8 protein-coding genes are annotated in these 14,295 nt (G+C 71.9%); 1 reads left to right on the top strand and 7 read right to left on the bottom strand.

Annotation, left to right across the window (positions count from 1 at the left end; translation table 11 throughout):
• Positions 1-80 precede the first annotated feature (80 nt).
• From DEJ47_RS14840 to DEJ47_RS14820, 5 genes are all read right to left on the bottom strand, one after another.
• Positions 81-1,793, bottom strand: a complete 1,713-nt coding sequence (locus DEJ47_RS14840) for a glycosyltransferase family 2 protein (RefSeq protein ID WP_150168558.1) — start codon at positions 1,791-1,793, stop codon at positions 81-83.
• A complete protein-coding gene (locus tag DEJ47_RS14835; RefSeq protein WP_150168556.1) occupies positions 1,790-4,075 on the bottom strand; it encodes a CDP-glycerol:glycerophosphate glycerophosphotransferase in 2,286 nt (761 codons plus the stop codon). The genes DEJ47_RS14840 and DEJ47_RS14835 overlap by 4 nt, the downstream gene beginning before the upstream one ends.
• Positions 4,072-7,665, bottom strand: coding sequence for a bifunctional glycosyltransferase family 2 protein/CDP-glycerol:glycerophosphate glycerophosphotransferase (locus DEJ47_RS14830; protein ID WP_150168554.1), 3,594 nt, complete (start codon positions 7,663-7,665; stop codon positions 4,072-4,074). The genes DEJ47_RS14835 and DEJ47_RS14830 overlap by 4 nt, the downstream gene beginning before the upstream one ends.
• A gap of 88 nt (positions 7,666-7,753) precedes the next feature.
• Positions 7,754-8,548, bottom strand: a complete 795-nt coding sequence (locus DEJ47_RS14825) for an ABC transporter ATP-binding protein (protein ID WP_150168552.1) — start codon at positions 8,546-8,548, stop codon at positions 7,754-7,756.
• The gene (locus DEJ47_RS14820) at positions 8,541-9,479 is read right to left on the bottom strand and encodes an ABC transporter permease (RefSeq protein ID WP_150168550.1); all 939 of its coding nucleotides are present in this window, start codon (positions 9,477-9,479) and stop codon (positions 8,541-8,543) included. Before DEJ47_RS14820 ends, DEJ47_RS14825 begins: the two co-directional genes overlap by 8 nt.
• A 127-nt stretch (positions 9,480-9,606) precedes the next feature.
• On the opposite strand from DEJ47_RS14820, the gene DEJ47_RS14815 reads away from it, so the two are divergent.
• Positions 9,607-10,227, top strand: coding sequence for a TetR/AcrR family transcriptional regulator (locus tag DEJ47_RS14815; RefSeq protein ID WP_150168548.1), 621 nt, complete (start codon positions 9,607-9,609; stop codon positions 10,225-10,227).
• Between the two features lie 1,335 nt (positions 10,228-11,562).
• Here DEJ47_RS14815 and galE read toward each other — a convergent pair.
• Both galE and DEJ47_RS14805 read right to left on the bottom strand, forming a co-directional pair.
• Positions 11,563-12,552: a UDP-glucose 4-epimerase GalE gene (gene galE, locus DEJ47_RS14810; protein WP_150168546.1), complete on the bottom strand. Its 990-nt coding sequence runs from the start codon at positions 12,550-12,552 to the stop codon at positions 11,563-11,565.
• An 82-nt stretch (positions 12,553-12,634) separates the two neighbouring features.
• Positions 12,635-14,227 (bottom strand): glycosyltransferase family A protein, encoded by a 1,593-nt coding sequence (locus DEJ47_RS14805; RefSeq protein ID WP_223828701.1) that lies wholly within the window; start codon positions 14,225-14,227, stop codon positions 12,635-12,637.
• Positions 14,228-14,295 lie beyond the last annotated feature (68 nt).

Here is a 14,295-nt window from a genome sequence, read left to right as displayed (position 1 = left end):
GTTGTCCGAATACGACAACAAGGGTGGCCGTCCGGTGACTTGACGTCGGACGGCCGCCCTCGTGCCCTCAGTCGGCGGTCTCAGCGAGCGAGCGCCCCCGCCAGGCGCGCCGCCTTCCGCAGGCGCGAGCCCGCCTTCGCCCCCGCCCTCCTGGCCAGCGGCCGTATCACGCGGGCCGTCACGCCCACCGGGGTCCAGCGGAGCTGGAGGCGGCCCGAGGCCCGGCCCTCCGGTTCCACCGTGACCTCGTGGGGGAGGGCGCCGCCGCGGTAGTCGACGCGCGCCCTGAGCGTGGGGAAGGTCAGCGGGGCCAGGAGCAGGGCCGTGTTGCGGAGTTGGCCCGAGGTGAGTTGGAGGACAGGGTGGCGCGTGCCCGCGAAGCCGTTGAGGGGGAGCGGGGCCGCCGCCAGGTCCAGGCGGACCGTGCCCTCGAAGACGCCGGGGCGGACCGGGTCCAGCCGGAACGGGGTCTTCATGCGGCGCCGGCCGGGGGCGAGGAGCAGCGTGGCCACCTGGGGGCCGACCGGGAGGCGCAGGCCCGGGTCGTACGTGCGGATGGACAGGGTGACCGTCGCCGCCGGGCCCCGCTCCACGCGCGTGATCTCGTGGCGGAACTGCGCGCTCGCGAAGGGGCGGGAGTCCAGGCCCAGGTCCGTGACGTCGAGCTCCCTGCGGGAGGCCGCGGACTCGGGGACGTATCCGCCCCAGTAGACACGGCCCGCCGCGTCCATGGTCGTCTCGCGCGGCGCCACTCCGTGACCCAGACCCCGCGCCGCCAGCTGCGCCTCCTCCAGGCGGCCGTCCTGGACCAGGCGGAGTACGACCCGTTCGGCACGGGGCAGGCGTGCGTACGCGCCCGCAGCCAGCTCGGCCAGGTACGGGTTCACGATCTCCGCGAAGCCCGTCAGCCACTCCTCGTCCCGGAACGGCAGGTCACCCGCGTACATCCGGAAGTCGTGCTTCAGGAACTTGTAGTCCTTCGCCTCGCGGACGGCCTCGTGGCCGCTCGACACGAGGAACGCGTCTATGAGGCGCTGGACGTGTATGCGGTCGCGGACGTTCGTCAGCTTGTGGCGCTGGTTCGAGATCGACGCGGACTCCGCCGCCTCGTAGGGCGCGATGTACCAGCGGTAGACGGGGTCGGGGATGACCGTGAACGCCGTCGCGAGGCAGTACGCCTGCGCCGAGAACAGCTGGTCCTCGTAGTGGATGCCCTCCGGGAAACGGAGGTTGTTCCCGTCCAGGAAGGCGCGGCGGTACATCTTGCTCGTCGACAAGTGCTCGAAGAACAGGGACGGTTCCGCCTCGATGCCCTCCACCGTCCGCCGCTCCGCGACCAGGTGCGGCATCCACGTGGAGGTGCGGCCCGTGTCGACCCGTATCCGCTCCACCGCGCCCATCACGAAGTCCACCTCCCGTTCGCGGTGTGCGGCGAGGAGCACCTCGACCGACCGCTCCGGGAGTTCGTCGTCGCTGTCCAGGAACATCAGGTACGGGGCGCGTGCGATGTCGAGGGCCCGGTTGCGCGGTGCGCTGCAGCCGCCGCTGTTCTCGGGGAGGCGGAGGTACGACACGCGGTCGTCCTCCGACGCCAACTGCCGTGCCACCTCCGGCGTGCTGTCCGTCGAGTGGTCGTCGCTGATGATGATCTCGATGTTCGCGTGCGTCTGGCGGCGCAGCGAGGCGACGGCGCGCGGGAGGCGTTCCGCGTCGTTGTAGACGATCACCGTCACGGTGACGTCGGGCGTCGCGGTGAGGTCGGGCGTCGCGGAGACATCAGGCGTCGTGGTCATCGCTGGGTCGCCTCCTCGGGCGTCGGTGCCGGGGTGCGCTCGTCGACCGGCGTGACGGGCGGCAGGGACTCCTCGCTCTCGCCGAGGAAGACACGGCGTACGACCCGCTCGGCCGCGCGCCCGTCGTCGTACTCGCAGAAGCGGTGCCGGAACGCGCGCCGCGCCTTCTCCGCCGACGCGTCGCGCCACGCGTCCGACGTGAGCAGCGCCGTCAGCTCCTCCTGCGTGCGCGCCACCTTGCCCGGCGCCTCCGCCATCAGGTCGAAGTACACGCCGCGCGTCGTCGCGTACGTCTCCCAGTCGTCGGCGTAGATGACGATCGGGCGGTCCAGGTTGGCGTAGTCGAACATGATCGACGAGTAGTCCGTGATCAGTGCGTCCGCAGCGAGCGCGAGTTCCTCCACGGGGTCGTACGACGACACGTCGATGACCCGTCCGCTCTTGCGCAGGCCCGCCAGCGGCGACGCCGCGCCGCCGTAGAAGTAGTGGCCACGGACCAGGAGGACCGTGTCCTCACCCAGGCGGTCCGCGAGGGTCGCGAGGTCGAGGCGCGGGGTCCAGGCCGCCTCGTAGTCGCGGTGGGTGGGCGCGTAGAGGATCGCCCGCTTGCCGGGCGCGATGCCGAGCTTCTCGCGGATCGCGCGGATGTCGGCGGCGGTCGCGCTGTAGTACACGTCGTTGCGCGGGTAGCCGTAGTCCAGCGAGGTGTAGTGCGAGGGGTACGCGCGCTCCCACATCTCCGTGGAGTGGCCGTTCGCGGAGACGCTGTAGTCCCAGCGGTCCACGCGCGCCAGCAGGTCGTGGAAGTTCAGGCCCTTCGCCGCGGCCGGGTAGTCGAGCTGGTCCAGGCCCATGCGCTTCAGGGGCGTGCCGTGGTGCGTCTGGAGGTGGACCGAGTCCGGGCGCTTCACGATCGCGTTCGGGAAGTTGGCGTTGTTCACCAGGTATTTCGCGCGCGCCATCACCTCCCAGTAGCGGCGCGTGCCGGGCACGACGTGGTCGGTGCCGGGCGGCAGCAGCGGTACGTTCGCCGCCGAGACCACCCACACCGCGTGGATGTGCGGGGCGAGTTCCGCGAGCTTCGCCGCGACCGCCGCCGGGTTGCAGGCCACGCCCCGGTCCCAGTACGCCGTGAACACCGCGAGGTTCGGGTCGACGGGGCGCTCCAGTTCCCTGCGGTAGCGCAGGTCGCGGACCTTCTTGCCCACCTTGTGCTTGCGCGAGAGGACCGCGGAGCGCAGCTTGCGCCGCTGCTGGTTCGCCGTCTGGAACGTGCGGTACTTCGTGTACGCGTCCTCTTCGAGAAGCCGGCGCCGCACACCCTCCAGGCCGCCGGGGTGCTGGTGGCCCCGGGGGCGCCAGGCGACGGCGGCCTTCGACGCGCGGTGGAAGAACTCCCTGCGGACCGGGTCGGGCAGCTGCTCGCGGGCGACGACGCGCAGGCAGTCGCCGACCATCACGTCGTAGAGCGCGGCGCGCGGTGCGGTGGGCAGGCCGCGGTCGGTGGCGAGGGCGAGGAGCGACTCGTAGCGGTCGATGACGGCGTAGCGCTCCTCGGGGGGACCCTTCGGGAGGCTCTCGGACCTCAACTCCCGTACATTGAGCGCCACTTGGTCGAGCGTCGCGACGCGGTCGGCCAGGAGCAGCGCCGCGTACGCGGCGAACGTCTCGTCGTCCGCCGACAGTTCGGTGCGGTGCGCCCGCCAGAAGTCGGCCCGCAGCACGCGGTTGCCGAGCAGCGGCGTGACCTTCAGGAGGTTCGGGCAGTCCGCGAGCGGCAGGTCGCGGCGGCCCTGCTTGGCGAGGTGCTTGCCGTCGGGGCTCGGCATGCCCTGGTGCCGCCAGGTGGAGCGGACGTGGTCGACGCAGAGGACGTCCACACCGGCCTCCAGGTCCGCGACGCGGTCGGCGACGGCGCGCGGAGCGCCCGTCGGCACGCTGTCCTTGCTGTGCACGAAGTGCAGCCATCGGCCGCCCGCGCGTTCGGCGCCCGCGGTGCGGGCCGCGCCGTCACCCGTGCCCTCGGGCAGCGGCACGACGGTGACGCCCGGCCGGTCCGCGGCGGCGGCCTGCGCGGAGGCGCCGACAGCCGCGACGATCACCTCGACGCCGGGCGACGCCTGCGCGGCGAGGGCGTCCAGACAGGCGCCCAGGTGGCCCTGGACGTTGCGGCCGTGGACGACGACACTCAGCTCGGGTCCGGCGCCGGACCCGTCACCCTGCGCCGGTCCGGTGCTTCCACCCTGCTCGGGCACGTCGGTGCCCCCCTTCCGTGTGCTCATGCGGTGGTCGCCCCCCGGTGGGCGAGCATCCGGTCGACGACGCGGGCCGCGGCCCCGCCGTCGTCCAGGTCGCAGAACTCGGCGCGGAACGCGTCGTACGCCTCCGCGTACGGCGCACTCGTCGCGTCGATGTCCTTCAGCGCGGCGATCAGCTCGTCCGAGGTGTGGACCAGCGGTCCCGGCGCGCGCTGCTCGAAGTCGAAGTAGAAGCCGCGCAGCCGGTCCCGGTAGTGCTCCAGGTCGTACGTGAAGAACAGCATCGGACGGCCCGTCACCGCGAAGTCGAACATCACCGAGGAGTAGTCGGTGACGAGGACGTCGGCGATCAGGAGAAGATCCATGATGTCCGGGTAACTCGCCACGTCCCACACGAAACCGTCGCCCGCGCCCGGCACCGGCTCCACGATGTGGGCGTGCGGCCGGACGAGGAGCACGTGGTCGTCGCCCAGCCCGGCGCGCGCCTTCGCCAGGTCGACGCGCAGGTCGAGCAGGAAGCCGCCGCGGTGGCGCTGCTTGTCCTCGCGCCACGTCGGCGCGTACAGGACGACTTTCTTTCCCTCGGGCAGCCCGAGCGCGCGCCGCACCTTGTCGGCGCGCTTGGCGCGGTCGGGGGCGAGCAGCACGTCGTTGCGGGGGTAGCCGGCTTCGAGGAGCTCACCGTCCACGTCGCCGCCGAACCGGAACGCGCTGCGCATGATCGGGGTGCTGAACTTGTTCGGGGAGAGCAGCATCGTCCACTGGTGGCGCTCGCGGTCCAGGTCCTGGAGGTACTGGGTGCTCGCGAAGTGGTCGTTGTCGAAGTCGAAGCCGATGCGCTTCAGCGGGGTGCCGTGCCAGGTCTGGACGATCTGCTGGCCCTCGCGCCGCTCCAGCCAGCGCGGGAAGTGCGTGTTGCCGACGATGTAGCGGGAGCGGGCCATCGCCTCGTAGTACTCGGGGCTGTGCACGCGGACGGCCTTCGCGGTCGCCGGGACCTCGCACTGGCCGTCCTTGACGACCCAGAGGTGGTCGACGGGCAGGCCGCGGCGGACCATCTCCTCGTGGATGGCGCGCGGCGAGTCGCCGTACATGCGGCCGCCGAAGACGTCGTACAGGACGGCCTCGCGGAACGGCTCGTGGCGGGCGGCGGGGTAGGTCTCCGTGCGCAGGCGGGTCTGGCGGTGGCGGCTGCGTTCCTCGGGGCGCAGCTCGGAGTGGGCCATCAGGGCGAGCTGGTCGTACTGACGGGCCTGGAGCTCGACGCGCTTGCCGTGTGCGTCGACCTCCAGGGGGAGGTCGCCGTGGACGGGCGGGGCGAGCTGGACGGCCGTGCGGGAGCCGTCCGGCTTCTGGACCGACGGCCACCAGAAGCCCGCTCGGAGCGGGGTCTCTCCTGCGTAGCGGTGGGTGGGGGCGGGGACGAAGCGGGCCTCGAACCGGCCGTCCTTCGCCTTCGCCGGGAACGTGTACTCGTGGCCCGACCAGGTCTGGCGGAGCACCAGCTCCAGAGGGTGGGTGCCCTGGGCCGGATAGCTGCCGGTGAGCTCGACGGAGCCGTCCGGGTGGACGGAGACGTGGTCGACGAGGGGCTGGACGGGCTGGTCGCAGAACTGGAGGTAGCCGCCGGGGCTGCGCCTTGCGTAGACCGTCCTGCCGGGGTCTTTCTGCGCGAACTGGGCGCCCGAGAAGCCCTCCCTGTCGTCCATGATCAGGGCAAGACGAGTCGACGTGGGCTCGTCACCGGAGGCGTCGACGATCTCCACCGACATGTCCCAGCGGGCTATGGAGCGTTCTGCCTGGGTGGGGCGGAGGCGTTCGTGGTTGACGCGGATGTCCGTCAGGGCCGCCGTGTCGACGTGGGCCGTGAAGGGGACGCGGCCCTCCCGAGGGACGCCGAGGGTCAGCGGCGCCGTCAGGATCGTGCCGGACTCGCGCATGCGCAGGCGCAGGCGGGCCGTGCCCTCGGGGGCCGTGCGCAGAACGCCGCGGACGACGAGGTGGGAGCCCTCCGCGCGGACCTCGAGGGCGCGCGCGTGCGCCGTCTCCACGCGGATCGCCAGCTCGCCGTCCTGGATCTGCGGAGCCACCCGCACGTCCTGGGTCACCCAGTGCGCGGGCGGCGTCTGCCCGGACCCCGTGCCCGCCCCGTACAGCGGGCCGCGCCGCGGCGTCGACCCCGTGCCGGCCACGGCGACCCGCACGTACCAGACGCCGTCCACCCACGTGCCGCGGCGCCGCAGCCGCGACGGGTTCACCAGCGCGCCGAAGCCCGCCCAGTCGGCGTGCCGGAACTCGGCGCCGGACGCCACCGTCGCCTCCGGGTCGAGGTGGCTGCGCGCGGGCACGAGGACCGTGCGGCGGCTGCCCTTCTCCTTCAGGATCAGCGACTTCAGCGCCTTGCTCCGCGACTCCGCGCCGAGCTGGCGCGCGAACGCCCAGCCGGACAGCCACAGCTTGCCGTCGTGCCAGGCGGCCTCGTCGAGGCGGCTGCGCAGCCGCAGCTCCTGGTCGAGGCGGAGGACGGCGTCCGGCACGGGGGCCGCCGGGTCGAGGAAGGGATAGTCGGCCTTGGGGTGCAGCGTCCCGGAGACGGGGATCGAGCCGGGGTGCTCCTTCTCGAACTCCAGCTGGGCGATCAGCTCGTCCATGCGCCGGTGCACGGTCAGGTACAGCTTCAGCTTGTGCGGTACGTGCAGCGCCCGCACCGCGTCCTGCCCGATCTCGCGGACCAGACGGCCCACGTGCTCCAGGAACGCCTCCTGGTACGCGGCGTCCGAGCCGGGCAGCACCTTCCAGAAGAGGGGGATCTCCTCGGCGAGCGCGTTGTTGTCGTACACCTTCAGGTGCTCCGCGTACATCGGGTCGTCCCCGACGCGGGCCAGCATGAACTCGCGGACCATGCGGATCGACTTCACGCGGTCGATCAGGCCCTGCGGGTTGGTGCGGTTCTGCGTGATGGAGCGTTCGCCGATCTCACGCTCGCGCCAGTTGTAGATCGGCTCGCTCAGGACGTCCACGGACTCGGCGAGGTAGTGCGCGGGGACGCTGACCGGCGCGTCCTCGTAGAGCATGGCTTCCGGGTACGCGAAGGAGTGCCGCTCCCAGAACGTGCGGCGGTACACCTTGTTCCATGCGGTGCGGTCGGTGAGCAGCGGCCGGAACTTCGACACGTGGGTGCGGAGCCGGGTCGCGGCGAAGGGCACGCGGTGGACGGGCGACTGGACGTGCCCCGCGGAGCGGAACCGGGTCACGTTGCCCGCGGCGAAGTCCGAGCCCGTCTCGTCGAGCGTCTCGATCAGCAGCGCGTACGCCGTGGCGGGGAGCGTGTCGTCGCTGTCCACGAACGCGAGGTACTCGCTGTCGGGGGACATCTCCCGCACGCCCGTGTTGCGCGCCGCGCCCAGGCCCTTGTTCTCCTGGGATATCAGGCGGAACCGCGGATCCGCCGCCGCGAAGGCCTCGGCGATGGCAGCGCTGCCGTCCGTCGACCCGTCGTCGACCATGATCACTTCGAAGTCCTGGAACGTCTGTGCCGCCAGGGACTCCAGGCACTCGTCGAGGTAGAGCTCGACGTTGTAGACGGGGACGACAACACTCAGCCGTGGCTGCACGCGTACTCCTTCTGTTGCTAAACGCTCCCATAGTGTAAGGATCTGCGTATTGATGCGACAAAAGGGATACGCCTGAGGGGTTGGGGTATCAGCCCTTGCCGCCGCCCGTGAAGCTTTCGTACTCCTTCAGGACCTCCGCCGTCGGCCCGTCCATGCGCAGCTCGCCGCGCTCCAGCCAGAGCACGCGGTCGCAGGTGTCGCGGATCGACTTGTTGTTGTGGCTGACGAGGAAGACCGTGCCCGCGCGCTTGCGCAGCTCGCGGATGCGGGACTCCGAGCGCTTCTGGAAGGAGCGGTCGCCGGTGGCGAGGGCCTCGTCGATGAGCAGGACGTCGTGGTCCTTGGCGGCCGCGATGGAGAACCGCAGGCGGGCGGCCATGCCGGAGGAGTACGTGCGCATCGGGAGCGTGATGAAGTCGCCCTTCTCGTTGATCCCCGAGAAGTCGACGATGTCGTCGTACCGCTCCTGGACCTGTTCGCGGCTCATGCCCATCGCGAGCCCGCCGAGGCGTACGTTGCGCTCACCCGTGAGGTCGTTCATCATCGCCGCGTTCACGCCGAGCAGGGACGGCTGGCCGTGCGTGAAGATCCGGCCGTGCTCGACGGGCAGGAGCCCGGCGACCGCCTTGAGCAGCGTCGACTTGCCGGAGCCGTTCGTACCGATCAGGCCGATGGCCTCGCCCTTGTACGCGGTGAACGACACCTTCTTCACGGCGTGCACCTTGCGCACGCCCGCCCGCGCCTCGGTCTTCTTCCGGCCGCCGATGATCCGGTTGAGCGCGGCGGTGGCGGTGCCGCGGCCGGCGCCGGTGCCGTGCACGCGGTAGACGATGTCGACGCCGTCGACGATGACGGTGGGGGCAAGCTCTCGGGTGTCAGCCACGGCCGTACGTCTCCTCTGCCTTCCAGAAGTAGATGAACCCGCCGATGCCGGCGAGCAGGGCCCAGCCGAGGGCCCAGGCCCACACGTGGTGCGGGAGCTGGTCGTACCGGAAGCTGTCGATCAGCGCGAACCTCATGAGGTCGATGTACACGGCCGCCGGGTTGGATTCCAGGAGGACCTGCACGACGTGCGGCAGATGCTGGTCCTTGAGGACGGCGTCGATGCTCCACATCACCCCGGACACGTACATCCAGGTCCGCAGCACGAACGGCATCAGCTGCGCGATGTCCGGCGTCTTGCTGCCGAGCCGCGCCATGACGAGCGCCAGACCCGTATTGAACGTGAACTGCAGCGCGAGGACGGGCAGCACCAGGAGCCAGGAGGCGGTGGGCGGGACGCCGAAGCAGAGCAGGATCACGAAGAGCGCGCACATGGAGAACAGCAGCTGCTGGAGCTGTTGCAGGCAGTACGAGATCGGCAGCGAGGCGCGCGGGAAGTGCAGGGCGCGGACCAGGCCGAGGCTGCCGGAGATCGCGCGGGTCCCCGCCATCACGGACTGCTGGGTGAACGTGAAGACGAAGACGCCGGTGACCAGGAACGGGACGTAGTCCTCGACGTCGTGCTTGGTGTTCATCAGCACGCCGAAGATGAAGTAGTAGACCGCCGCGTTCAGGAGCGGGGTCATCACCTGCCAGACCTGACCGAGTTTGGCCTGGCTGTACTGGGCCGTCAGCTTGGCCGTCGCGAAGGCGGTGATGAAGTGGCGGCGCTGCCAGAGCTGGCGGACGTAGGCGGGGAGGGAGGGGCGGGCGCCGCTGACGGTCAGGCCGTGCAGGGCGGCGAGCTCGGCGGGGTCGGCAGGGTCGGCGGGGGAGGGGTTCGGTTCGGCGGGGTGCGCCGTGCGGGGCGGCGTGTCGAGGGCCTGGCTCACGTCCGTTGCTTTCGCTCGGGGAGGCTGGGGCGGACGTCGGGACGGGCCCGTATCGTCGCAACGCCGAGAGTAGGACGTCGGTACGTCGGAACGCAACCGTATCGTCGTCACGCTTTATGCTGTCCGCATGACGACGAGCAGGCCACAGGGTGAACAGCCGCGCCGCCGTGCCCCCGCGGGGGCGGCCGTGCTGCGTGAGGACGTGACCGAGGCGATTCGCGCCGCGGTCTTCGGGGAACTGGCCTCCGTCGGCTACGCGCGCATGTCCATCGAGGGCATCGCGCGCCGCGCGGGTGTCGGCAAGACGGCGGTCTACCGCCGCTGGCGCTCCAAGCTGCACCTCGTGCTCGACCTGGTGTCGGCGATAGCGGTCCAAGGACTCCCGGCGCCGGACACCGGCTCGCTGGAGGGAGACCTGCGCCTGTTGTACGAGGTCACCTCGCGCGCCCTGCGCCACCCGGTCGCCTCGCAGATCATCCCCGACCTCCAGGCGGAGGCGGCCCGCAACCCCGAGATCGCGGAGGCGCTCCAGAAGGCGCTGCGGGAGGGCCAGCACGGGGTGGCCAGCGGCATCGTGCGGGCGGCCGTGGAGCGGGGCGAGATCCGGTCCGGCGCCGACGAGGACCTCGCCCTGGACCTGGTCTCGGGTCCGCTCTACTGGCGCTCGGTCGTGGTGCGGGCCGACCTGCCCAAGGGCTACTTGGGGAGGCTCGCGGAGGTTACGGCGGCGGGGTTGCGGGCGCTGTGAGGTGACGGGGCGGGCGGTGACTTCGGTGGGCCGGTGTCTTTGATGGTTGCCGGGGCCGCCCGGGGTTTTGCGGAGTGTGGCGGTTCCGGGCCGGGAGTAAAGGGCGCTCCGCTGCGCTGCGCGTCGGCTGCGCCGATTCCGCTGCGCTCCACCCTTGACTCCCGTCCCTCCACCGCGACTTGACCTTTGACCCGGACGGCCAGGGGTGAGGCGGCGGATCCGGGTGGGTGGGTCATTGCCGTTCATCGCCGGGTGCGGACCGGTCCATCGTGGCCGACGGCCAGGGTTGCGTGACCGCCCGCCGCGCGGCCGAGCCGCTCGGGTCATCTGCCGGTGCTGCCGGGTGCGGACCGGCTCATCGTGAGTGGCCCTCACTGTTCGGGGTGGGTCGGCCGCTTTCGTTGCCGGGTGCGGTCCGGTCCATCGTGAGCCGCTGTCACGGTCGCGGCGCGGGGGTGGGAGCGAGTGGCGCGGCGTCGCTGCCCCACCCGGGGCGTGCTGACGGATCTGATCCGCCACCGGGCCCGTCCGGGTCCCCCTCCGGCACCTACTTGGGGAAAGTTGCGAATGCGTTCGCCGCGCGCCCCCCCTACCGAGCCGGATACGCCCCCGATGCGCGGGGTTACCGCGGCAGAGTCGCGAGGTCGGTGACGTGGGTGGCGGCGTGCGGGGAGTGAGAAGGGGGCGCGCGGCAAGTCAGTTCGCAACTTTCCCCAAGTAGGTGCCGGAAGGGGCGGTCCGACCGGAGGCGGGCCAGGGGCGCACTCGGTCTGCGAAGGGGGCGCGCGACCAACCCATTCGCAACTTTCCCGAAGTAGGTGCCGGAGGGCGCGGCGCCCCCCGGGCCACAGCTCATCGAGCATTGCTCCCGCCCACGTTGGGCCGGTCCGCACCCGGCCGCGCGAGCGGATGGCCCGAGCGGCTTGGCCGCGCGGCGGGCGGTCACGCAACCCTGGCCGTCGGCCACGATGGACCGGTCCGCACCCGGCAGCGAAAGCTGATGACTAACGAAGCGGTCCCTGTTGCCCCCACCCCTGGCCGTCCGGGTCAAGGGGCAGCTCGCGGTGGAGGGGCGGGAGTCAAGGGTGGAGCGGAGCGGAATCGGCGGAGCCGACGCGCAGCGCAGCGGAGCGCCCTTTACTGCCGGCCCGGAACCGCCACACTCCGCAAAACCCCGGGCGGCCCCGGTCACCATCGAAGACACCGGCCCACCGAAGTCTCCGCAGGCCTTCCGGGCGGGGCGGCCGGCGCCTCGTGCGGCGGCCTGGACTCCACTCTGTCGGCGGCGGGGCGCCGCCACGATGGGGTGTCCACCCGGACCGGTGGTGTAGCGAGCTACACCCCGCCCCCCGCCTCCGGGTGCCGGCGGAGCCAGCCTGCCCAGGCCGACGCGATCATGTCGCGGACGTCGTGTTTCGCTGACCAGCCGAGTTCCGTGGCGATGCGGTCCGCGGAGGCGACCACGCGGGCCGGGTCGCCGGGTCGGCGGGGTGTGACCTCGGCGGGGGTGGCGTAGCCGGTGACCTCGTTGATGAGGGTCGTCATCTCGCGGACCGAGACGCCCTCGCCGCGGCCGATGTTGAGGGTGAGATCCGTACCGGGTGCGGCGGACGTGAGTGCGCGGGCCGTGGCCACATGGGCCTCGGCGATGTCGACGACGTGGATGTAGTCCCGTACGCACGTGCCGTCCGGCGTCGCGTAGTCCGCGCCGAAGATGCGCGGGGCCTCACCCGCGGTGAGCTTCTCGAAGACCATCGGGATCAGGTTGAAGACGCCCGTGTCGGCGAGGTCGGCGGAAGCCGCGCCCGCCACGTTGAAGTAGCGCAGCGACGCCGTGGTCAGACCGTGCGCGCGGCCCACCGCGCGGACCAGCCACTCACCGGCCAGCTTCGTCTCGCCGTACGGGCTCATCGGCAGGCACGGCGTCTCCTCGGTGACGAGGTCGACGTCCGGCATGCCGTAGACGGAGGCGGAGGACGAGAAGACGAAGTGAGCCACTTCGTCCGACGCCGCTACGGCCTCCAGGAGGACCCGCAGGCCCTCCACGTTCTCGCGGTAGTAGTGCAGCGGGCGTTCCACCGACTCGCCGACCTGCTTCTTGCCCGCCAGGTGCACGACGCCGGTGATCCCGTACTCCGCGAACACGCGGATCAGCCGGTCGCCGTCGAGGACCGAGCCGGTCACCAGCGGCACCCCGGTGGGGACGCGCTCGGCGATGCCGGTGGACAGGTCGTCGTAGACCACGGCCCGCTCGCCCGCCTCCGTCATGGCGCGGACGACGTGCGCCCCGATGTATCCGGCGCCGCCGGTGATCAGCCAGGTCATGGTCGTCTTGTCCTGTCTTGTTGCGAACGTGTGCGTGTGCGTGCCTGGAGTGCAGTGTCGCAGAGGCCTTGTTCGGGAAGCGTCAGCGGCCTCCACCGCCCCGCGCGGAGCGCAGGAGCCTGGTCAGTCGCCGCTTCGCGACGCCCGCCACACCCCGCACGCCGGGTGCGAGCCGCACCGACAGGTTCCCCGCCTGCGTGGCGTACGGCTGGACGAGCAGGACCCCGCGCCGCCTGCTCGGCACCACCGTCCTGCGCAGCAGACCGGGCCCCGCGACGGCGTGCGCGGTCGAGTCGCGCGCCGTGCCGTCCTCGAAGAGGAGCCGCAGCCGGATGTCCCACACGGCGGTGTCGAGCGAGGCGAGGTCGAGGAGGACTTCGGCGGTCCACGTCTCGCCCCGCCGCTCGGCGGCGAACGCCGCCGTCCTGCGCATTCCGGGAACCCCCGTCTGCCGGTGCACCAGCTCGACGTCCACCGTCGCGGGACCCGCGTCCGCCACCCGCCCGTACAGCTCGTGGAGCCGCAGTGTCAGCCGCGACCCGCCGGCGGACGGGCGCAGCTCGCCGTCGACCGCGAGGGGCAGCAGCCGCACGGGCCGCACGAGGAGGTGTTCCAGCGTGACCTGGGGGAGGTCCGCGGCCCAGACGGGCGTGCCGTCCGGTGTGCTCGGGTACGGCCGTGCGAGCCGGGCCGGGCGGGCCGCGACCTGGTTGAGGCGGCGCAGGTCCCGGGGCTCGTCGGAGGCGAGGATCACGCGGGCGATGACCCGTCCCGGCGCGGGCGCCGCGTCGAGGTCGGCGGCGTCGAACGTCGCCAGGTACGCGCGCGTGAGGGCCCACCACTCGCGCCGGTACTCCGTGCCGCGCGCGGTGAGTTCCCGCGTGTACATGCGCAGGCTGTGGTCGACGAACTTGGCGCGGGCCGCCCGCGCGAGCCGCTTGCCGCCGACGCCGCGCGCGTCCCGCAGGATCTCGACGGACTGGCGGTGTGCCTCTATGCGGGCCTGCCAGTTGGCGATGTCGGAGCGGTCCAGGGAGATCGACAGCTTGGCGGCGGCGCGGCGCACGTGCCAGACGTAGACCGTGTCGGGGACCAGGGCGATGCGTGGTGCGGCGGCCAGCATGCGTGCGGTGAAGACGAAGTCCTCGTAGACGAAGCGGCCTTCGGGGAAACGGATGCCGTGCTCGCGCACGAAGGCCGTGCGGTACAGCTTGTTGACGCAGAGCGTGTCGTGGACGAGGCGCGGGCGGAGCTCCGGGCGGGCGACGAGCTGCGCCTTGCGGTAGACGTCCGGCTGCCAGGGCACCTCGCGCCCGGAGGGCAGTTCGCGGCGCACACAGAGCCCGGACGCGACCTCCGCGTCGTGCTGGCGCGCGGCGGTGAGCAGCGCGTCGACCGCGCCGGGCGGCAGCACGTCGTCGCTGTCGAGGAACATCAGATACGGCGCTTCGGCGGCGTCGATCCCGTCGTTGCGGGGCGTGCCGCAGCCGCCGCTGTTGGTCTCGCGGAGGATGACGCGCACGCGTGGGTCGCCGGCCGCGAGCCCGGCGAGGATCTCCGCGCTGCCGTCCGTCGAGCAGTCGTCGACGGCGATCACCTCGTGGACGGCGGGTCCCTGCGCGAGCGCGGAGCGCACGGCGTCCGCGAGGTGGGCCGCGTCGTTGTAACCGATCACGACGACCGAGACGACGGAGACGGTGGAGTCGGACGGGTTCGTGGCAGGGGTGTGCTGGGCACTCGGGT

Source organism: Streptomyces venezuelae (assembly GCF_008642355.1).
Taxonomy (GTDB): domain Bacteria; phylum Actinomycetota; class Actinomycetes; order Streptomycetales; family Streptomycetaceae; genus Streptomyces; species Streptomyces venezuelae_B.
The sequence above is the reverse complement of the archived record's forward strand: the minus strand, read 5'-3'. Positions and strand labels throughout refer to the sequence as shown.

Bases quoted from the DNA above. Each gene is read 5' to 3' on its own strand.
- galE (WP_150168546.1), bottom strand. From the start codon at position 12,552: ATGACCTGGCTGATCACCGGCGGCGCCGGATACATCGGGGCGCACGTC.
- DEJ47_RS14835 (WP_150168556.1), bottom strand. From the start codon at position 4,075: ATGAGCACACGGAAGGGGGGCACCGACGTGCCCGAGCAGGGTGGAAGC.
- DEJ47_RS14840 (WP_150168558.1), bottom strand. From the start codon at position 1,793: ATGACCACGACGCCTGATGTCTCCGCGACGCCCGACCTCACCGCGACG.
- DEJ47_RS14815 (WP_150168548.1), top strand. From the start codon at position 9,607: ATGACGACGAGCAGGCCACAGGGTGAACAGCCGCGCCGCCGTGCCCCC.